Origin of the sequence: Ekhidna algicida, from assembly GCF_051379705.1 — a bacterium.
Classification (GTDB): Bacteria; Bacteroidota; Bacteroidia; order Cytophagales; family Cyclobacteriaceae; genus Ekhidna.
The window spans coordinates 3,458,799-3,480,177 of the sequence record NZ_CP179868.1 but is presented as its reverse complement, the minus strand read 5'-3'; the positions used below and the strand labels follow the sequence as shown (position 1 = coordinate 3,480,177).

General features: G+C 39.7%; 20 protein-coding genes. 8 read left to right on the top strand and 12 right to left on the bottom strand.

All coding sequences use genetic code 11. The annotated features are described in order from the left end of the window. The first annotated feature begins 39 nt into the window (after nt 1–39). The 4 genes from ACL8WY_RS15640 (at nt 40) to ACL8WY_RS15625 (ending at nt 3,877) form a co-directional block, all read left to right on the top strand. Entirely contained in the window at nt 40–1,512 is a 1,473-nt protein-coding gene (locus ACL8WY_RS15640) for a vanadium-dependent haloperoxidase (protein WP_436515693.1), read from the top strand. Nucleotides 1,513–1,860: 348 nt separating this feature from the next. Beyond that, nucleotides 1,861–2,178: a GyrI-like domain-containing protein gene (locus ACL8WY_RS15635; RefSeq protein WP_436518067.1), complete on the top strand. Its 318-nt coding sequence runs from the start codon at nt 1,861–1,863 to the stop codon at nt 2,176–2,178. A gap of 55 nt (nt 2,179–2,233) precedes the next feature. Then, nucleotides 2,234–3,376, top strand: a complete 1,143-nt coding sequence (locus ACL8WY_RS15630; protein WP_436515692.1) for a hypothetical protein — start codon at nt 2,234–2,236, stop codon at nt 3,374–3,376. A gap of 228 nt (nt 3,377–3,604) precedes the next feature. Beyond that, nucleotides 3,605–3,877, top strand: a complete 273-nt coding sequence (locus ACL8WY_RS15625) for a hypothetical protein (RefSeq protein WP_436515691.1) — start codon at nt 3,605–3,607, stop codon at nt 3,875–3,877. Between the two features lie 31 nt (nt 3,878–3,908). Here the strand turns inward: ACL8WY_RS15625 and ACL8WY_RS15620 are convergent, their stop codons facing one another. Further along, nucleotides 3,909–5,333: a thrombospondin type 3 repeat-containing protein gene (locus ACL8WY_RS15620; RefSeq protein ID WP_436515690.1), complete on the bottom strand. Its 1,425-nt coding sequence runs from the start codon at nt 5,331–5,333 to the stop codon at nt 3,909–3,911. 136 nt (nt 5,334–5,469) lie between these two features. Here ACL8WY_RS15620 and ACL8WY_RS15615 point away from each other — a divergent pair, with 136 nt between their 5' ends. Together ACL8WY_RS15615 and ACL8WY_RS15610 are read left to right on the top strand one after the other, a co-directional pair. Beyond that, nucleotides 5,470–6,093, top strand: a complete 624-nt coding sequence (locus ACL8WY_RS15615) for a CPBP family glutamic-type intramembrane protease (RefSeq protein ID WP_436515689.1) — start codon at nt 5,470–5,472, stop codon at nt 6,091–6,093. A 98-nt stretch (nt 6,094–6,191) separates the two neighbouring features. Continuing rightward, nucleotides 6,192–6,911, top strand: a complete 720-nt coding sequence (locus ACL8WY_RS15610; protein ID WP_436515688.1) for a DUF547 domain-containing protein — start codon at nt 6,192–6,194, stop codon at nt 6,909–6,911. Between the two features lie 211 nt (nt 6,912–7,122). Here ACL8WY_RS15610 and ACL8WY_RS15605 read toward each other — a convergent pair whose 3' ends face one another. The 11 genes from ACL8WY_RS15605 to ACL8WY_RS15555 form a co-directional block, all read right to left on the bottom strand. Continuing rightward, entirely contained in the window at nt 7,123–7,677 is a 555-nt protein-coding gene (locus tag ACL8WY_RS15605) for a porin family protein (protein ID WP_436515687.1), read from the bottom strand. A gap of 104 nt (nt 7,678–7,781) precedes the next feature. Beyond that, complete coding sequence (gene nqrE / locus ACL8WY_RS15600; protein ID WP_436515686.1) at nt 7,782–8,393, bottom strand: NADH:ubiquinone reductase (Na(+)-transporting) subunit E; 612 nt, start codon at nt 8,391–8,393, stop codon at nt 7,782–7,784. Nucleotides 8,394–8,489: 96 nt separating this feature from the next. Beyond that, the gene (locus ACL8WY_RS15595; protein WP_436515685.1) at nt 8,490–9,203 is read right to left on the bottom strand and encodes an NADH:ubiquinone reductase (Na(+)-transporting) subunit D; all 714 of its coding nucleotides are present in this window, start codon (nt 9,201–9,203) and stop codon (nt 8,490–8,492) included. Continuing rightward, on the bottom strand, nt 9,200–9,949 hold the full coding sequence (gene nqrC / locus ACL8WY_RS15590) for an NADH:ubiquinone reductase (Na(+)-transporting) subunit C (RefSeq protein WP_436515684.1): 750 nt from the start codon (nt 9,947–9,949) through the stop codon (nt 9,200–9,202). The genes ACL8WY_RS15595 and nqrC overlap by 4 nt, the downstream gene beginning before the upstream one ends. Then, complete coding sequence (locus ACL8WY_RS15585) at nt 9,936–11,126, bottom strand: NADH:ubiquinone reductase (Na(+)-transporting) subunit B (RefSeq protein WP_436515683.1); 1,191 nt, start codon at nt 11,124–11,126, stop codon at nt 9,936–9,938. Before ACL8WY_RS15585 ends, nqrC begins: the two co-directional genes overlap by 14 nt. A 6-nt stretch (nt 11,127–11,132) precedes the next feature. Then, nucleotides 11,133–12,491, bottom strand: a complete 1,359-nt coding sequence (locus tag ACL8WY_RS15580; RefSeq protein ID WP_436515682.1) for a Na(+)-translocating NADH-quinone reductase subunit A — start codon at nt 12,489–12,491, stop codon at nt 11,133–11,135. Nucleotides 12,492–12,627: 136 nt separating this feature from the next. Continuing rightward, the gene (locus ACL8WY_RS15575; RefSeq protein ID WP_436515681.1) at nt 12,628–13,521 is read right to left on the bottom strand and encodes a 4-hydroxy-3-methylbut-2-enyl diphosphate reductase; all 894 of its coding nucleotides are present in this window, start codon (nt 13,519–13,521) and stop codon (nt 12,628–12,630) included. Next, nucleotides 13,511–14,170: a (d)CMP kinase gene (gene cmk / locus ACL8WY_RS15570; protein ID WP_436515680.1), complete on the bottom strand. Its 660-nt coding sequence runs from the start codon at nt 14,168–14,170 to the stop codon at nt 13,511–13,513. Before cmk ends, ACL8WY_RS15575 begins: the two co-directional genes overlap by 11 nt. A 148-nt stretch (nt 14,171–14,318) precedes the next feature. Then, nucleotides 14,319–15,197 (bottom strand): ACP S-malonyltransferase, encoded by an 879-nt coding sequence (gene fabD, locus ACL8WY_RS15565; RefSeq protein ID WP_436515679.1) that lies wholly within the window; start codon nt 15,195–15,197, stop codon nt 14,319–14,321. Nucleotides 15,198–15,235: 38 nt separating this feature from the next. Further along, a complete protein-coding gene (locus tag ACL8WY_RS15560; RefSeq protein ID WP_436515678.1) occupies nt 15,236–15,652 on the bottom strand; it encodes a thiol-disulfide oxidoreductase DCC family protein in 417 nt (138 codons plus the stop codon). Then, a complete protein-coding gene (locus ACL8WY_RS15555) occupies nt 15,631–18,450 on the bottom strand; it encodes a gliding motility-associated C-terminal domain-containing protein (protein WP_436515677.1) in 2,820 nt (939 codons plus the stop codon). Before ACL8WY_RS15555 ends, ACL8WY_RS15560 begins: the two co-directional genes overlap by 22 nt. 221 nt (nt 18,451–18,671) lie before the next feature. Here ACL8WY_RS15555 and ACL8WY_RS15550 point away from each other — a divergent pair, with 221 nt between their 5' ends. Together ACL8WY_RS15550 and ACL8WY_RS15545 are read left to right on the top strand one after the other, a co-directional pair. Beyond that, the gene (locus tag ACL8WY_RS15550) at nt 18,672–19,340 is read left to right on the top strand and encodes a succinate dehydrogenase cytochrome b subunit (protein WP_436515676.1); all 669 of its coding nucleotides are present in this window, start codon (nt 18,672–18,674) and stop codon (nt 19,338–19,340) included. 12 nt (nt 19,341–19,352) lie between these two features. Next, on the top strand, nt 19,353–21,362 hold the full coding sequence (locus ACL8WY_RS15545; protein ID WP_436515675.1) for a fumarate reductase/succinate dehydrogenase flavoprotein subunit: 2,010 nt from the start codon (nt 19,353–19,355) through the stop codon (nt 21,360–21,362). The last annotated feature ends 17 nt before the right edge of the window (nt 21,363–21,379 follow it).

Genomic DNA, 21,379 nt, shown 5'->3' with positions numbered 1-21,379 from the left:
AAAATTTATAAATTTGAATTTGTAAAAACTCCTACTTCTATGAATCGAACACTCTCACTACTTCTTATCTCCTTAATACTGGTTACTTGTAACCAAAACGATCAGGAAACTCCAGAACCTAGAGGCGTAGAAAACTTAGCCTATCGTTGGGGTAAAATAGCATTGCTGGCTACTGCAAACGATACCGAAAAGTTTAACCCAAGACCAACCATTACCTCAAGGTATCTGGGTTTAATTTTTGTTGCGGTGTTTGATGCATGGTCAAGGTATGACGAAAATGCAATTCCCGTTTATTTAGAAAGCGCAGAAAGAAGACCTCCGGGCGAACATACCTTGAGCAACAAAGAGATTGCGATTAGCCATGCAGCTTTTAAAGCAATGTCTGAATATTATTATTCTAACAAAGCCTTGTTTGCAGACTTTATGCGAGAGTTAGGTTTAGACCCAACAAACAACTCTTTAGACCCAACTACTCCGGAGGGCATAGGAAATCTAGCAGCAAGAGCAGTGATTGAAGCCCGTAAAGGTGACGGAGCTAATCAATATGGTGAAGAAGAGGGCTCAAACGGAGAAGCTTATTTTAACTATGTCGGATATGAGCCAGTGAATTCTGCTGATGAGAATGTAGACCCTAATCGTTGGCAACCTAAGTACTTTGCAGATGGTAAAGGAGGAACATTTGCTCCCGGTTGCTTAACTCCTTTTTGGGATAAGGTAGAGCCAGTTTCACTTCAATCCGGAGATCAATTTCGTCCTGGGCCTCCTCCAATGATTGGGTCGGAACAATTACAAAAGGAAGTGCAGGAAGTGATTGATTTACAAGCTGGTTTAACTGATTACGACAAGGCACTAGTCGAATTCATGCGAGATGGTCCTCAATCTGTACAACAAGCAGGTCACTGGTTGAAATTTGCGCAGGATGTCTCAAGAAGAGATAATCATACACTTGACGATGATGTGAAAATGTATTTTTTCAATCAAGTTGTAGCTATGGATGCATTTATAGCCTCATGGGATTCAAAAATGTACTATGACTATGCGAGACCTTACGCTTTAGTTCATAAATATTTTGAGAACCAAGTTATTAAGGCTTGGGGTGGTGAAGGAAAGGGAATGATGGATATTGATGGTAATCAATGGAGACCTTACTCACCAGAAACATTTCTATGCCCGCCATTTCCAAGTTATGTATCAGGACATAGTTGTATCAGCGGTGCATGTGGAGAGGCACTTAAGTTATGGACAGGTAGTGACGAATTTGGAGAAGAGGTGAAACTAGTAGCGGGTGCGCTTACTGAACCAGATAACTTGGGAGATACCGTCACCATAAAGTTTCCAACCTTCACTGAAACCGCAAATATGGCGGGAATATCAAGAGTTCTTGGAGGATACCATATTCAGGCTGATAATGTAGCTGGACTAGAACTAGGCAGGAACGTGGCGAGAAATGCATGGAAATTTTACCAGAAGCATGTCAATGACAATAACGACACACAACAGGTTCTTAATTAAATAGGCGAAACGGCTCAATAATATCTTATTACGAACTAGAAATTTGGGGCAGATCAGCGAGATACTTTTAATGAGTTTTAATCAGCAATATCTATATGTGATTTGGGTGCACCTAATTGACAATTAGCGATCTATGTTCCTGATAGGATTTTCAATAGCACTGATCTGAGCAAACTTAAAAATTTGTAAATGAGGCCGAAAATTATTCGCATTGCTGAGTAAAATCTCATAGGGAAATTCATGAAAATGTCGTTGGTTGAAAATCGAACATTTGAACTTTGGAGTAGTTTCATGCCACAGAAAAAGGACATCAAAAATCAACTATATCCAAAGCTTTACTCGATGTAAATCGACGATTCAGCCTATTTCAACAATTTCAATCCAAACACAGAGTTTGCAAAATGGGCAGCAGTTGAAGTAGCAAATTTTGATGATATTCCGAAAGGCATGAACTCTTATGTTCTAAACGGAGGAGTTTATGCAGTTTTTCTACACAATGGTTCTACTCAGGAATTTCCAAGAACCATGCAATTTATTTTAGAAGAGTGGCTTCCAAACTCAAATTATGTATTGGACGATAGGGAACATTTTGAATTGCTTAGTGAGAAATACAAAACAAGAATCCTAAATCTGAAGAAGAGGTCTGGGTACCTATTAAAAAAGTAAATTGATTTCAAATTCCAAAAAATAATAGAACGAAACTGTCAGAATAGCCAGTACTGTGAAAACAAAAATATTCTTCTATAGCCTCTTCACCATTATTATCATTTCAATTGGGTCATGGCCAGTTAATAATTGGGATATGATAGGCTATATAGCGTGTGTATATAGCTTAGATGAGTATGATCCTGAAAATGTGCACGAATACTCCTATGAAGTAGTTGAAAATCAACTTTCAGAAAAAGATTTTCATGAGTTGACATCAGGAATCTATAAGAGTTCGATGAGACATGATCATGAAGCATTTAACGAGCAGCTTCCATTCTATTCAATCAAAATTATATATGTATCAATAGTTAGGTCACTTTTCAAGGCAGGAATACCAATAACTCTATCAACTCTAATACCATCACTTATCTCTACTTTAATTCTTATTTTTTTTATTTATTACATAATAGAGAAGGAAAGTGGTAATTCATTTTTTGCAGGAATTGTATCTCTAATCATTTTATTTCTACCGGCAACTATAAGTGTAGCTAGACTCGCAACTCCGGATGCATTATCCACATTATTATTATTTTCAGCTGCTGTCGTCTATGTCAAAGATAGAAATTCACTAATCCTCTTTCTGCTTATGCCAGCATTAGTTGGCACACGCACTGATAATATAATATGGTGCTTTATTCTATTATTTGCTGATTCCTTTCTTAGACAGCATAAGCTAAATGAACTAATGAAGAATGTGCTTCTAGTTCTAATTCTAAGTGCCATATGGATCACCATTGATCAGTATTTCGATAATGGAGGTTGGGAAATCCTATTCTATCATTCATTTATAGAAAAGATGAGCTTCCCATTGTCAACCAATGTAGACTTGACTTTTAAACAATATCTCAACGTTTTAATCAAATCAAGTTGGTTTTTTATGCCGTGGTTCTTAGTATTCGGCACCTTAACTTATCTCCTATGGAGTAAAACAAATAAGGATATTTTATCAAAAAGAGGGGTTATAATAGTTATAACATGCTTTCTGACATTTGCGACAAGATTCTTTCTCTTTCCAGCACAATCCGGAAGGTTTTATATTGCTTTATTTCTTATCATTTTGATTACTTCAATCATTGAAAGAAAACTATTCCAATCAATTATTAAGAAAGCGCATAGTAAATTATTTTCTATCAAAATAGTTAATGAAAGCAAATGACGAATACCTACTAAGTTTTCATAAAATTAATCCGGATGCAAAAAGCGAATGGATGAGATTCATAAGGATCCGAGCGCGATCGTACTGCTTCTTGATGGACTTGAGTATCCCCAGTATTTAGGCGCCATATACCGATTTGCTGACGTATGCCGTATCAGCAGAATATTTACTTTCAGATCCAGCCAAAGCCCAGATCCAAATAAGTTAAGTAGAGTTTCCTGACAGACCTTGGATCATATCACACACAAAGGGTTACGATCCATAGGGGAAGTAATAGAGTTTACAAAAGAATTCACTCCCATTGCCTTGGAGTATACAGACAAAAGTACTTCGTTCAATGAGTACCTCCAAAACGTACTATGCATGTTGGTAATAGGAAATGAACGTAGAGATGTTTCTTCAGAGCTGCTGGAGATCTGCGAGAAACGCCCTCATATTCCCTATGTTGGGACAAAACAGTTCGATGAACGTATCCGTTGCCACTGGGAATGTCCTCTATAATTTATTAGAAACTATGAAATTTAGTTTCAGACTATTCTCCAAAGTAAGAGTTGAATAGTGATTCAAGCTCATTAATGAAGTCTTCATAGTAATCCGCACTATCTTCTGTGGAATCATCCTTGAATTGCAACAGAACCATTACTTCATCGCTAGGCCCTTCTTCAAGTATCATATCTGCAATTTTCAAATCTTTGTAAAGCACTTCCATATCTACGAAAGCATTGATCTGAGTAACTGTAGGATCTGTTATTTGTAGCACCTCAGCTATTCCTCCCAAAGATTGAATGGTAAGATCATTACTGTAAAGTGCAAACGTAAGACCAAGTACATCTTGCTCGGTTATGTTTTCAAAATCATCGGACGCAAGCTCTGCTTCCACATGTATTCCGGTAGAACACAAGTCTGTATCATCTGAAAAATCAAGATCCAGCGAATACTCTGTAGAGGAGCCTTGATCCAGGCTAATCGAAAGTGAATATGGATTTATATAAACAAATAGGTTAATCTCAACAGGAATTTGAAATCCTTCATTAGAAGCATACTTAACACCATCAAGATTTATAGCAATCACTTCTACATTATCAACCATTAGCGATGCATCTACCGTCTTAGGCAAAAACACAGGCTCTTCTCCAATCGTTACTTCTTGATCTGAATAATTACCCACTGTGATTAATGCATTATTTGTCGTTTCAGTCGGATTTGAAGGAAATTCGATTACTACCATTCCATTCTGATTCTCAGTTAGTGTCCATGAGCCATCTCCGTGATTATATGTGTAAGTGCCCTCGAAAAGGTCAATGTCAAATCTACTTTCCTCAGATGTTGGTGCAACTTCTGATAAGCCATCTGTGAGTTCTTCCACCCATTCCAGATTTATTGTATCTCCATTGTTGATTCCAAGAAAATCTGTCAAAACAGTTTCAATTGCCAAGACGTTTTCGAAAGTCATGATACAATCCAAGGTTGCATCTAGAGCCATTTCTATATTTTCTTTGTCTTGAGTTACCGTTGTTGGATCACAAGCATCTCCCAGACCATCTCCATCCGTATCTTCCTGATCTGGATTGGCAAGTTCAGGACAATTGTCTTTGTCATCTACAACTCCATCTCCATCTGCATCACCTTCACAGGCATCACCGATACCATCCCCATCTTCATCTTCCTGATCTGGATTACTCACCAAAGGACAATTATCTAGTTCGTCAATGATACCATCTCCATCAGAGTCTTCCTCACAAGCATCTCCTATTCCATCTCCATCGCTGTCCTTCTGATCTTTATTCTTAACCAATGGACAGTTGTCTTCTTCATCCACAATTCCATCATTGTCTGTATCTGGAAGTGGATCTTCTTCACTCGAGCAGGAAATGAATATGGAAAGAGTAGTTAATGCAATAATTAAGAGTGTAGATTGAAGAGCTGTCTTAGTCGCTGAGGTAAGTGGACTATTCATAACATAATGAGTTTAGCGGTAGGGGTAACTGGTGAAATCCTGTACTAACCATTAAAGATCGCTAAAAAAAATAAATAATTGCACTAAATCATGATTTTATTGTATAATAGTACTAACTCGTCGAAAAATCTAAAGAATGACACGTCAAAAATTTGAAATATTGGCTGTAGTTGTAACGGCACTAGGTAAGTTTCTTTTTTACGATATCCTTGATCAGCGTTTGATCTTTATTCTGATCATGTTTGTATTTTGGGGATCATACATGTTTTGGCGTATAGGAAAATCATCAGAGATCTTAAAAGAATGGGGCTTTCGTACTGACAATTTCTATTTGGTTTTGAGGAAGGTCTTGCCCTTTGGTATTGTTGCCATTATTGCATGTTTCACGATTGGTTATCTGCAAGGGACTTTAAATCCACATTGGCATGCACTACCAATTTTGATCATTTATCCACTTTTTGGCATCCTCCAACAGTTTCTGTTAATGTCTCTGGTGGCAGGGAACATGCAGCTGCAAAAAAAATTCAGCAACATAGCCATCATCATTACCACTTCGGTTCTATTTGGGTTGTTGCATTATCCCTACGGATGGTTAATGTTTGGAACCTTTGTCCTATCACTCTTTTATACTTTTATTTTTCTTAAGCAACGGAATCTTTACGTTTTAGGAATCTTTCATGGATGGTTAGGAGCAATATTTTACTATACTGTCGTAGATAAAGATCCATTTCTGGAGGTTTTTGGTCCACTTTTAAGCTAATCCAACAAGTGTCAGCCCAAGAACATTTAAGAACAAAACATTTAGTGTGAGCTAACTAAATTGCTCCAAATCGTTTTAATCTCTTGAATAGTATAATCATGAAACATTTTGTAATTCTTATTAGCCTGATTTATGCTGTTTCTTCCTCGGCTCAGTCTCCCGATTCCACTTCATTATTTGATGAATTCAATGACTTCTTACTCGAAGAAGTTGTATTTGGGCTTATTGATTACGAAAAACTCAATAAGAATCCAAATCAACTCGACAGCCTAGTATTCAAAATTGCTATTCATAAGCCTCAAGGTCAATCTCAGGATTATCAAACCGCATTTTATATCAACGCATATAATATTCTAGTCATCAAACAGGTCACTGATAACTACCCGATAAATAGTCCAATGGATGTAAAGGGATTTTTCAAAGTGAAGACGTTTAATGTTGCGGGTGAATTACTCACTTTAGATGGAATTGAGTTCACCAAGTTGATAGGTCCTACTAAAGACCCTCGAATTCACTTTGCACTAGGATGTGGGGCCAGAAGCTGCCCATTTCTTTATGATAATGCCTATTATCCAGATAAGCTTCAGGAGCAATTGGAATTTCGATCTGAGCTAATTATTGATCGCCCCAACTATGTCCTTGTAGATGAAAAGAATGAGAAAGTGGTACTAAACAAGATTTTCGACTGGTATAGTGATCAATTCATTTCTAATGCAGGCTCATTAATAGAGTATGTAAACAAATATCGGTTTTACAAAGTGCCGGAAAATTATACAGTGGAGTTTCAGGAGTATGACTGGACATTGAACGACAGATAATAAGGGTATTCTTCATTTAGGTTTTTATGTTCAAAACCTAACCATGAATAACCGAAAGCAGATATTTATTATCCTTTGCGGTATTGCGCTTGCTATACTTCTGATAGCATCTACTTTAAGCTCGAGTCGATCACAAACTGATGTTTCTCCTGCATCACAAAAAAAGCCGAAGCAAAATGCCCCGGCTTTCTTTGATAGTTTATTATAAATCTTAGTTTCCTAGTTTGAATAAGCTGTAGCCTACAGAAAGTTGGAAAGTCTTATTCTTTACTTCTGTTCCCAGACCATCATTTATATCGGATAGTCCGAATACATATCTAGCCGAGAATTGTAGTCCAAATGGCGCATCCCATCCAGCACCTAGTGCAGCTGAAAGATCTGAGTTTTTCAATCCACTTTTTAGATCTACTCCATCTTCATCTTCTGCATTCAGAAGAAGACCAAACTGCGGTCCTGCTTGAAGATTCAAACCAGCAGGTAGATAGAATTTTACCATTACAGGGATATTTACGTAATCAAGATTTACTTCGCTACCTCCTGCAAAGCTTGAACCTTGTTTAGAAAACAACACCTCTGGCTGTACACCAAGACTTGCAAATTTGAAGAGACCATATGCCCCTGCATGCAACGAAGTAATTGATTCCGAACCAGAAATATTAGTGTTAGCGAAGTTCGCTCCAGCTTTGATTCCTAAGGAAACTGATGCCTGGCTAAATACCATCGCTGAGATAAGTATTAAAGAAATTGTTAGTAAAGTCTTTTTCATAATGTTTTAGTTTTTGAATTAGTAACAAAAAAGGTGTCATACACCTAAAGAATAGACACAAAAAAAGGGTGCAAGACACCCTTTTGATGATATTTTCTATTTAATCAGAGTGCTACTCCAATAAATGATTTGAAAGCCAGCCCCATAAGGCCGGTAATCAGCATAGTGATTCCTAATCCTTTCAGGCCATCAGGCACATGCGAATACTTCAATCTTTCTCTGATTGCCGCTAGTGCAATAATTGCCAGAAAGAAGCCAGTTCCGGATCCAAACCCAAACGCTGTAGCTTCTACGATCGTGTAATCCCTTTGAACCATGAAGAGAGATGATCCAAGGATCGAGCAGTTTACAGCTATTAGCGGTAGGAATATTCCAAGTGATCCGTATAAGGATGGAGAAAACTTTTCAATAATCATTTCTACCAATTGAACCATTGCTGCAATTACTGCAATAAAAATGATGAACTGTAGAAATGTCAAGTCGATGCTTGCAAAATCAGCACCAAGCCAGGACAAGGCTCCCTCCTTCAATACATTTTCCTGAATCAACCAGTTAATCGGCACAGTAATCGTCAATACGAAGATTACTGCCATTCCAAGACCAAAAGCTGTCTTTACTTTCTTTGATACGGCCAAGAATGAACACATACCTAAGAAGTATGCAAAGATCATGTTGTCTATGAAAATTGCCTTGATCGCTATATTAAACGCTTCCATAATTCTTTATTTTCATTAGCGACATTAAATCGCTGTTTGATGCTTGTTATCAGATATTTAGTCTATTTCTCAATGAATACCTCAAATGGCTATTTGCTAATGCTCAACGTAACCGTTTTTACTTCTTTGAATCCAAATAATCAATCCCAAAAGAATGAAGGCTCCAATAGAGTCGACCATCAATCCATTTGTTTGTAATGTTGTTCCCAACAATCCACCTAGCGAACCATATAAATCAAATTCCAAAGATGTTCCAACGAACACTGTACCTCCACCAAGAAGCTCCCTAAAGAAAGCCACTACGAGGATAATCCAGGCATAGCCAAAACCGCTTCCGAACCCATCCAGTATAGAGTCATAAGGCTTGTTTGCCATTGCAAATGCCTCCAATCGTCCCATAACGATACAGTTTGTAATGATTAGCCCCACATATGCACCAAGTATTTTATACATGTCGTAACTGTACGCCTTTAGCACCTCACTTACGAGCGTTACAAGCGTAGCTATAATTGCCAACTGTACGATAATCCGAATCCTATTGGGAATAATTTTTCTCATTAATGAAGTAATGAGATTAGAGAATACGATAACAAATACTACCGCAATCGACATAATCATCGTCGGTTTAAACTGTACTGTTACAGCCAAAGCTGAACAGATTCCAAGAACCTGAACGGTGATAGGATTATCCTCATTCAAAGGATCAGAAACAATTCGTTTTCTTCTCTTTGAAAACAATGGTTCTGCTGGCTCTTTAGTCTTAAGAGCTACAGCTGATTCCTCTGCTACTTCTGCGATTTCAGTACTCATAGACTCGCTGTTTTTTCAGATTTAGTTTTTTGAATGAATGCAGAATAGCATTCCAAATATTTCTCCAACATGGCATTTACTCCTTTGCCAGTGATTGTTGCACCCGACATACCATCCACTTGATGTTCGGTTAAACCGGTATTTCCTTCCCCTTTAACCATCGTAATACTTACCAGCTCTCCTTGATCATTAAATATCTCTTTACCCACATAGCGACTTTGCACTGTCGCTTCTGTTATTCTTGCACCCAGACCAGGAGTCTCACCCTTATGGTCAAAAGCTACACCCTTCACTGTATTTAAATCATTCCCGAACGCTACATAGCCGGAAATCCAATCCCATAGACCAGCTCCGAAAGTTGGAAATATGTAAGACTCTGGCTCATTGTTTGAATCCATGACCATAAAAACAGGATATAAACGCTCTTGTGGATCAAGTTTATAGTTCTTTTGTATGTTCACTTTTTCCGCAACAATCGGATTGCCTTTATCATCAGTGGAAACTTCATTTCCATTGATATCTACTACCATTGATTTTACCTTCTCACTGTAGATTCTCAAAATTTCGTTTGGATCTTCTATGGTAGAAATATCCATAACAGCGCCAAGAATCTTTTTCTTGGTATCCAACTCCACTTGCTTGTCTTGCAATGGCTTCAGCCCTACTGAGGTAAGGGATAGCGCACCTCCAAATACCACCGTGAGTCCGATGGCAAATAGAATTACATATAAATTAGACTGTCGCACGTTTTAATCTTCTTTTTTTGTTTGCTTCAACAACATAAAAATCAATAAGCGGGGCGAATACGTTCATAAACAATATCGCCAGCATAATACCTTCTGGATATGCAGGATTGACCACTCGTATCAATACGGTAATTACTCCAATCAAGAATCCATAAATCCATTTTCCTAATTCTGTGTGTGATGCGCTTACTGGATCTGTTGCCATGAAAACGGCTCCAAAGGCAAGCCCGCCAATCACCAAATGATAGTGAGCAGGCATTTCCATGAAACTATTTCCACCTGTCAGGTTAAATAGACCTCCCATGGCGAGTGTTCCAAGTACCACGCTCAACATGATTTTCCAGCTTCCTACACCAGTAGCAATCAGAATGAAAGCACCAATCAAGCACATCAAAGCTGAAGTTTCACCAATACTTCCCGGAATAATCCCAACAAACATGTTCCAGAAATCAAACATTCCTGAGTACCAATGTCCCGAAACTGCTTGCATCATATCTGTACCATTTGCAGCCGCCTCAGCTCCATAAGCAAGAATTGTAGCTCCTGAAAATCCGTCAACAGGAGTTTTGTCCCCGAAATAGGTCCAAACATCACCGGATATCTGCGATGGGTAGGCAAAGTATAAGAATACACGGGCTGTTAATGCCACGTTCAATATATTCATTCCCGTCCCACCAAATACTTCTTTGCCAATTACTACTGCGAATACAGTAGCGAGTGCTACTTGCCACAATGGAATGGTTGCTGGCATGATCAAAGGAATCAACATTCCTGAAACAAGGAAACCTTCCTCAATCGGACGATTGTAGATTACACAAAAGGTGAACTCGGTAAGGAGTCCAACTCCGTAAGAAACCACAATGATTGGCACTACTTTTAGAATTCCAATCCAAAATTTATCAAGAATAGAAGCCTCAACACCTGTTGCTATGAAGTGTTGGTGACCCACATTCCACATACCAAAGATGAGGCATGGAATCATTGCTATGATTACTGTAAACATCAGACGTTTTAAATCTGTTGCGTCCTTGATCTGAGCTCCTTTCTTACCCGTGATTATGTCAGGAGCAAAGAAGATGGTTCTGTGCCCTTCATAAATTGTATGGAACTTCTCGAATTTGCCTCCCTTTTCAAAAAGAGGTTTTATCTGATCGAACTTATTCTGCAAAAACTTCATTCCTGCTTATCCTTCTTTTATTAAATCAATTCCTTCTCTAAGTATTTCTTGGAGTGGGTTCTTAGATATATCTATAAACTCACACAATGCAACATCTTCTTCAACTACTTCGTAGATGCCAAGTGCCTCCATATCGTCATAATCTTCGGCTAAAATTGCCTTGAACAAATAGGTAGGAAGAATATCCATCGGCATCACATTTTCGAATGCTCCAGAGATCACAAAGTTTCTTTCTTCCCCGTGTGCGTTTGTGTCTACTTCAAACTCTTTATTCTTTCCGTTGAGGAAGGTTAGCATTCCAAATGCTTTGTGGAAACTTAATTTTTTGGTTGATGGTAAGATCCAGCCCAAAAACTCCTCGTATTTACCTTCAGGTATAACGGTGATCTGATGGTGGTAGCGTCCCAAATAACCTTCTGATCCTATACCCTCACCTGACAACACATTACCTGAAATGTATCGATTATCATCTCCTTCTACGTCTAACTTGTTGAGGCATGCACCTGAAAACAACTTAGCATAACCCCTTTCTTTCATTTGAGAACCTGTCAATGCTACTAGTCTGGAGGTATCGTAAATACCATCTATGAATAGCTTACCGATCATGGCTACATCAATCGGGTTTACAGTCCAAACGATATCGCCCTTAGCTATTGGATCAATGTGATGGATTTGAACGCCTACATTGCCTGCCGGATGTGGACCATCGATGGTATTCAGCTGAATATTTTTAGCATTGGAGAATAGCTGAGATACTTCTGCTCTTCCATCCACATTCAAATGAATCGAACCAACTGTGAATTTTTTGAGAATATCAATACCTGCTTGAAAGTATTGTTCCTGTCCCTGCAGCACAAATGAATAGTCTGGTGCCAAAGGGCTGCTATCAAATGTTGAAATGAAAATAGCTTTAGGAGTATCTTCAGGATTGGCTATTACACCATATGGGCGCTGAATAATACTCGTCCATCCGCCTGACTTTTTTAATTGATCAAGTGCATCCTCTTTTGAGATACTTCCTACTTCGGAAGCTGAGAAGTTCTTGAACTTCTCAAATTCAATTTCCTTATCGGCAAGTATTTTTACTTCAAGTACTTTTCTTTTTTCACCTCGCTTTATTTCAACGATTTCACCACTTACAGGAGAAGTGTAAAGAATGTCTTCTACATTTCTTTCGAAGAATACGGGCGATCCGGCTTTTACATTATCACCTTCTTTAACGACTAGTTTCGGTCGACTTAGTCCACTAAAATCAGTCGGTTTTAGCGCGAAAGTGTCCGGCTGGGGTACTTCAATTGTTTTATTTTCTGCCTTTCCGGCTAGGTTTATGTCAAAACCTTTTTTCAGCTTAATTGTCTGAGACATATTTCTTACTTGGGAGAACGTCTAAAAAACGAGGCAAACTTAATCAATATCACTTTTAACCTCCCTCAAAATTCCAATAAAATACCTGATAAGTCGGCTCGTGAAATAGAAACTAATTTTTATTCAATTGGTTTGATCAATCGGCCAATACTGGTTCATTATTTTTCAAGTAGTTGGCTACTTGTTCCATTAACCACGTTGGTGTTGATGTAGCACCACAAATTCCGACTGAATCACCTGATTGAATCCACGAAAGATCGATTTCTTTTTCGCTTTCTACAAAATAGCTTCTGGGGTTATTAGTGAGACACACATTATATAGTGCTTTTCCATTGGAGCTTTTCCGGCCAGCAACAAATATGATCACATTGTGCTTTTGCGAGAATTTCTCCATGTGTGGTTCCCGATTAGAGACTTGGCGACAAATGCTATCATTGGCATTGAAATCATCTGCTACTGATAATAAACCTTCCTTTTCAATGCGATTTTCGATTTCTTCCTTTATACTGTAGAATCCTTTGGTGCTCTTGGTTGTTTGCGAGTAGAGTGTAATTGGTCTTGAGAAATCAATTTTATTTAAATCCTCAAAGTCTGTTATGATGATCGCTTCATTTGAAGTTTGTCCTGTAAGACCAATTACTTCTGCGTGTCCCGGCTTACCGTAAATCACTAATTGACCATCTCTGCTTTTCGTCAGATCGTAAGCATTCTTCACTCTATTTTGCAGCTTGAGTACCACTGGACAAGAAGCATCTACTAATTCAATATTGTTTTTAATGGCAATTTGATACGTTTCTGGTGGCTCACCATGTGCACGAATTAAAACTTTGCAATCCTTAAGATCCTTAAGCTCGTCTCGTGTGATGGTTCGCAATCCTTTATTGTACAATCGCTCAACTTCCATGGAATTATGCACAATGTCCCCCAAACAAAAGAGCTCCTGGCCTTCTGCCATTTCATCCTCTGCCATTTGAATGGCGAACTCTACTCCAAAGCAATAACCGGAATTTTCGTCTATTTCAACTAGCATAAATTATTGATTCTGCCATTACTATAATTTTATTGATCTGTTCATCCAAAGTTAGATGAGAAGTATCAATCTCTTTTGCGTCGCTGGCCATTTTAAGTGGACTGTCCTCTCGGCTACTATCAATTTTGTCTCTCTCAATCAAGTTTGACTTGATTCCTTCTATTGACTCATGTATACCTTTTTTCTCTAGCTCTTTTCTTCTTCGCTCAGCCCGAATGTCAGTATCGGCAGTCATGAAGACTTTTAGTTCGGCATTAGGAAACACTACAGTGCCGATATCCCTTCCATCCATTACTACTCCTTTCTTCTGTCCCATTTCTCGTTGCTGCTCCACTAGCTTTGTCCGCACTTCAGAAATTGTACTTACAGCACTCACATTCTGATTTACCTCCATTGTTCTTATTTCATGATCGATACATTCGCCATTTAAATAAATTGAAGGTCCTTCAAAATTGATCGTACAGTTTTTCAAACTTTCTGCGATATCGATTTTTTTAAAGTCTATGTTATTGGCAAGAAAAAAATATGTGACCGCCCGATACATGGCTCCACTATCTATGTAGGTATAACCCAGACGAGATGCCACTTGTTTAGCGGTTGAGCTTTTACCGGTACCTGAATAGCCGTCGATGGCAATAACTATTTTCATCAACAATCTTTAATTGGGCAAGGAATAGGCTTGCCTCTTTTTACTTTCTTTTTATTTTTTTGATGCGAGGAAGAGGGTCGTTTGCGGCATCCTTCCGAGCCAATTAGAATTGCTCCAATAAATAATATCAATATGGCTCTGGAAAACTTCATGAAATTCCTTGTACTGACATTTCTCTATTCACCTTCATAACTAACCCCTGTAATACTTTTCCAGGACCACACTCGGTAAAGCTCGTCGCTCCATCTGCGATCATGTTTTGAACACATTGTGTCCACCTTACTGGGGAGGTCAACTGAAGTACAAGGTTTTTCTTAATACTGTCTACATCTGTGTACCCTTTTGCGTCAACATTTTGATAGACCGGACATTTTGGTGCGTTGAAGTTGGTATTTTGGATAGCTTCTGCAAGCTCCTCTCTGGCTGGCTCCATCAATGGAGAATGAAAAGCACCACCAACAGGGAGCACCAAAGCTCTCTTAGCTCCCTCTTCTTTCAATTTTTCACAAGCGGCGTTTACAGCAGCAACTTCACCGCTAATTACCAGCTGTCCAGGACAATTATAATTGGCAGCAACTACCACTCCGGAAGTTTCACCGCAAACCTTCTCTACAATAGCATCATCCAATCCCAGAACAGCTGCCATAGTAGACTCTTGCCTCTCACATGCCTTTTGCATTGCGAGAGCTCGTTTTGAAACAAGAGAAAGCCCATCTTCAAAACTGAGCACGCCATTGGCTACCAATGCGGAAAATTCCCCGAGCGAATGGCCCGCTACCATATCAGGATTAAAGTTATCCGAGGTAAGCGCTGCGGCTATACTGTGAATGAAAACCGCCGGTTGGGTTACTTTGGTTTGTTTCAATTCCTGATCAGAGCCATTGAACATAATATTCTTGATATCAAAACCTAGAATATCGTTGGCTTGATCAATCATTTCTTTTGCTGCGGAATGGTTGTCATAAAGTTCCTTACCCATCCCAGAAAATTGGGCCCCTTGGCCCGGAAAAACGTATGCTTTACTCATTGGTTAATTATTATTCGTTGCAAAAGTAGCTAATCAATTTAATCGATAAACCTACTTCTCAAATCTGGTGACGGAATCATGCATTGATCTTTCTTTCCAAACCATTTATATCGGTTTTTAGCTATGATATCATACACCCAATCTCTTAGGAACCGGGGAATTATAATGAAAGCATAGAGAGCCGGCCAAAGACCGGATAAATTCTTAGCGATAGTAAGTGCAGCAGTGCTTTTGACTTTTATATTATTTCCTTGTTGAAGAATGATGCTTCTTAGATCCTCCTCCTTGGTAAAGCTGCTTGGTAAATGCTCCTTGGCGTAGACTGATTGAAGTGAAGCAAAGTCGAATTTTCCCTTCTTATCTCGCTTAATAATGAACTGAACAGATGAATCACAAAGATTGCAAACTCCATCGAACAAGATAACCGGCTTTCTTATCGTATGATTTGAACCCACCCAGTAATAACCTTGATTGCCTCTTCAGGGTTCAGCGTTGTAAATTTCACCTCAGCAGAATAGTAATAAACACCAGCAGGTACTTCCTTTCCGCCTCCTAAAGTGCCATCCCATTCAATGAAGATCGTTTTCTCAGGTTCTGAAGAATCGTGACTGAATATTTCTGTTCCTGCACGGTTGAACACCTTGAAAACCACTTGCTCGACAAAACGGGGACAAGAACCGGGATCCTGCATAGGTCTGAATGTTTGATTCCAATTATCGCCGTTGGGAGTAAATACGTTTGGAAGAACATACTGAGGGCAATTGTCGTTGCAAACGATTTCCGAAATTTGGCTTTCATTACCCGATCTATCAACTGCTGTCACATAATAGCAATATGCTAACGTACTCAAATCGTTGTGGAAAAACTCGGTGCCCGTCGTCTCGCTTAACAGAATAAAATTCCCATCTTCACCCTCACTGGAAGCATAGATTCTGAAGAATTGAATATCATTATCACAGGCTGGATCACCATTAAATTCCCACGAGAATGCGTTTACCAATGCTACACCAGAATTTCCTCCTCTGGTTTGACATGCTGCCTGCGTTTCGCAATCCAAGCTACTATTGAATGTAATGGAAAAGGGAGCACAAGGTGGAATGGTATCATTTGGTTGTGCGCAAATGATTTGTGAATTATTGATCAACGGTGCAGGGAGAAGATCATTATCATATGATCCACTTGTGGTGATGAAATAGCAATATTCAACTTCCTCATCCAGGGTAATGCCATTAAATTTTCCATCATCCAAATAAGTCAATCCACCCAAAGTCACATCTACTGAGTCAATCAATTGTAATTCACTTAAATCTCCATTTAAAACATTATCCCTGTAGATATAATGGTACGGAAACTCCTGGACGCTGTTGGACCATGGTACGTTAGCCTCCCAATTCAGTCGAATAGCTCCAACCAAAGAAGTAGGCTCTAGTCTCACCGAAGATGCCTGCTGGGATGTATCAACCCGTTGATTAGTATTGTCATACAAGACTATCCGATACGAATATGATAAATCTTCCGTATTCAGGTTTGTATCTGTAAAGGTGGTGTCTGCTGATGCTGCTCTTACCGAAGTGAATGCTCCATCAAAACCCTGACCTTGTTTTCTAAGTACTTCATAAGTATAGGTTGGAGGGAACGCGCTTGCATCAATCTGATATGGTGGAGTCCATCTTACTTCGATTTGTCCATTCGTCGCGCTCGTTTCCTTAACATCTACATTGGTAATAATAGGAACATCAATCAGTAAGCTATCGCATGCCTCTTCAGAGGCTATGCTAAGCCCTCCAGCCGGATCTGGAAATGTAGCCACAAGCCTATAGCAATATTTGGATCCAGGTGACAGCCCTACTCCATCATTAGTGTCACGGAAAGCAGTTTCTGATGCACCTAGCGTTTCGATTAATTGATAGCCGGAATTGGCCGGTATACCCGGATTACAGTTGGGATCAATATCAAATTCTCCCACCCGTCTCCAAACTTGTAATGAATCTGCATTGGGGCACGAATAACCATCCCAGTTGAGCTCCATACTTCTTCCTGTACTTGGTTGAACTGTCAGGCCAGTAGGTGGTGGCCCGACAACAGTAATACGCCATGTTTCAAAATTCACTTGTCCGGGTGGGTTTTGAATTCCAGGGATTATTGGATCATCCGTGGCTTTGAATTGTACCTCATAGGGAGCCATTCTCACCTGGCTGCAATCAGTTCTCCATTCAAAATCAAGTAATGCTGGAGAATCTTGAAATACTGCTGGATCCGGACTAAAAGTAGCGGAAGGTGAAATCTCAAAAGGTCCACCAAAAGCTTCAAGTTTTACTTGGTTTCCTTCGGGGTCAGTCCCAATGATGAAAGCCGATAGCGTGTCACCTGCCACGACACATGTATCTGGAGGAATTTCCAATTCAGGCGGGTCGTTTTCAAAGTTCCAAATAATGATTTGCATGTCGCGCGTGACGAAACCTAGCCGTATGAGTTGTCCATTGATCCTCCTCCACTCTTCTACCACAAAGGCAACATTGAATTCTCTGTTTTCCTGATCTGGTATCGTTGCACCTCCGGGTGAATTCCATACCAACGTGCCATCTATCGGATCAATGGTTAGTGTCGGCGGACCATCTTTAGCTTGGTTTCCTTCATTGAAATTCGTGTAGAAGGAAGGATCAATAAGCGACTGATAGCCATTTACATTTAGGCCTTCAGCTTGCTTTGGCGTTGTGAAGTAGTAAGAAAGGCTGTCCCCATCCGGATCAAAAGCGCCTGGGTTGTGCTCAAAAATTCCACCTACTACTCCTTGATCAATTGGCGGAACTGTGAAAAATGGTGTACTGTTTACGATTAGGGCATCCACCACCACTAAGGTTTCTACATAGAAGGTGGTGCTTACAGAACCTGAAATATTTTGGATATTGGCATTCCTGTAATTCTCACTGTAGCTGACCAAATAATTGGAGCCTCCAGCATAAGTATAGGTTAAGGTGAACTCCCATTTTTCTACACCTTCTCCTATTAGTTCAATGTTTTCCCATGGAATTCTATCTCCATTTTCCCCACCAAAAATTGTTCCGTCTCCAAAATCGAATGTTCCATCTCCGAAAGGAACTCCCTCAATATCACGATATCCAATAAAGGTAAATTGATAGGTCAGGCCTGAAACTCTTTTTGCAATAACCTCGCCAGCGCGAATGTGAGTTGCATTTGCAACAATTACGATTGATGTGAAAATGAAAAAGAGGAAACACTTTAAATATCGCATAGTACCCAATTAAATCATTGTAAAACTAAAAGCTTTTAAAACAGAACGTACAATTACCGAACAAGAATTGTGCGCCATTGGTTATTATTCTAAACAATGTCTAAAGTTTTATTACTTACTTGTAAGTGCATTATTATTTAGAACCAGTCAAAAAAGGAATTAAGATTGCCAGACAAGCTTTCAGAAATTACCTTTGGCGAAAATCCAATAACCTTAATTAAATGAGCAAGCAACTTTTTTCAGGCAGCGTTGGTAGAAAATTTGCCATGGCACTTTCTGCCCTATTCCTGATCATATTTCTATTGCAGCATTTCATGATAAACTTCACCTCTGTCTTAAGTGAAGAAACGTTTAACGAGCTCTCCCATTTTATGGGCACGAATCCCGTTATTCAATTTGTAATGCAGCCAATACTCATGTTTGGAGTAGTATTCCACTTCATCATGGGATTTATATTAGAAATTAAAAATCGGAATTCACGTGCAGTTAAGTATGCAAAAAACAACGGAGCGGCCAATTCTTCATGGATGTCAAGGAATATGATCTGGAGTGGATTATTTATCCTACTCTTTCTTTTTTTCCACTTCTATGATTTTTGGATTCCCGAAATGAATTACAAATACATAGAGTTTAAGCCTGAAGATCCGAATAGGTATTACGAAGAAGTAGTGCACATGTTTGCGAGTCCAGGACGAGTGATTGTATACAGCTTATCCTTTGTATTTCTTGCTTTGCACTTATTGCACGGTTTTCAATCTGCATTCCAATCGATGGGGGCCCGGCATGATAAATACACTCCGGCCGTACAGAAAATCGGTCGTGCGTATGCAATCTTGATTCCTGCCGGATTCATTTTCATCGCTGTTTTTCATTATGTCAATTCCCTTTAAGAAATAAGAGGCATGTCAACATTAGATTCTAAAATACCAGAAGGTCCAATCGCTGAAAAGTGGACCAACCATAAAAACAATATTCGACTAGTAAACCCTGCTAACAAACGATCCATTGATGTGATCGTAGTTGGGACAGGATTAGCTGGTGGATCGGCCGCAGCAACTCTTGCTGAACTAGGCTACAATGTAAAAGCATTTTGTTATCAGGATTCCCCACGAAGGGCACACTCAATTGCTGCTCAGGGTGGAATAAATGCTGCGAAAAATTATCAAGGCGATGGGGATTCAACCTATCGACTTTTTTACGACACAGTAAAGGGTGGAGATTACCGCTCAAGGGAAGCCAATGTATACCGACTCGCGGAGGTTTCAACCAACATCATCGATCAATGCGTTGCTCAAGGAGTTCCGTTTGCCAGAGATTACGGTGGGCTTTTGGATAACCGATCTTTCGGAGGTGTACAGGTTTCAAGAACCTTCTATGCCAAGGGCCAGACTGGTCAGCAGCTATTGCTCGGTGCTTACTCGGCAATGTCCCGACAAATAGGAAAAGGGAAAATCACCATGTACAATCGTCATGAAATGATGGATTTGGTGATGGTAGATGGTAAGGCTAGAGGGATCATTGCAAGAAACTTAGTGACTGGAGAGCTGGAGAGACATTCGGCACATGCAGTGGTTGTGGGTTCGGGAGGATACGGAAACGTCTTCTTCTTATCGACCAACGCAATGGGATCCAATGTTTCGGCAGGATGGAAAATCCACAAAAAAGGAGCGTACTTTGCAAATCCTTGCTTTACTCAGATACACCCAACTTGTATTCCGCAGCATGGTGATCAACAGTCAAAATTGACCCTGATGTCCGAGTCATTGCGGAATGACGGACGTATTTGGGTTCCTGCTAAGAAAGAAGATGCCGAAGCTATCAGGGCAGGTAAGCTAAAACCTACCGACTTGAAGGAAGAAGATCGTGATTACTATCTAGAGAGAAGATATCCTTCATTTGGTAACCTTGTGCCACGAGATGTAGCTTCTCGAGCTGCCAAAGAACGCTGCGATGCAGGTTTTGGGGTGGGGACAAATGAAACAGGTGAAGCCGTTTATCTTGACTTCAGTGCAGCAATCATGCGATACGGGCAAGAAGAAGTAAACGTAAAAGGTATTCACAACGCCTCCCAGGAAGATATTAAAAAGCTTGGAACAAAAGTGGTAGAAGCCAAATACGGTAACCTCTTCCAGATGTACGAAAAGATTACGGCGGATAATCCATACGAAACACCGATGAAGATTTATCCTGCGGTGCATTATACTATGGGTGGCGTTTGGGTGGATTACAACCTGATGACAACTATCCCGGGATGCTACGCGATTGGAGAAGCAAACTTCTCAGATCATGGAGCCAACCGATTGGGAGCTTCTGCCTTAATGCAAGGACTTGCAGACGGATATTTTGTGCTTCCTTACACCATAGGCGACTATCTGGCTGAAGATATTCGAACAGGAGCCATTCCAACGGACTCTAAAGAATTTGAAGAAGCAGAGAAAAGTGTGAAAGAACAAGTTGACTTTTTCATAAACAACAAGGGTAAACATTCTGTAGACTATTTCCACAAGCGTCTTGGAAAAGTAATGTGGAATAAAGTCGGAATGGCCAGAAGTGAAAAAGGATTGAAAGAAGCGATCGCTGAGATCAAAGAAATCAGAGAGCAATTCTGGAAAGAAGTAAGTGTACCTGGATCATCAGATGGAATCAACCAAGAGCTGGAAAAAGCGGGCAGAGTAGCTGATTTTCTAGAGCTTGGAGAACTCTTCGCTCGAGATGCGCTGGAAAGAAATGAGTCTTGTGGTGGTCATTTCCGTGAGGAATATAAAACTGAAGAAGGTGAAGCTTTGAGAGATGACAAGAACTTCACCTATGTAGCAGCCTGGGAATATACCGGTGAGCCATCAAAGGCGAAGCTTCATAAAGAGGATTTGAAATACGAAAACATAGAACTGAAAACACGTTCCTATAAATAAGATATTATGTCAGCAAA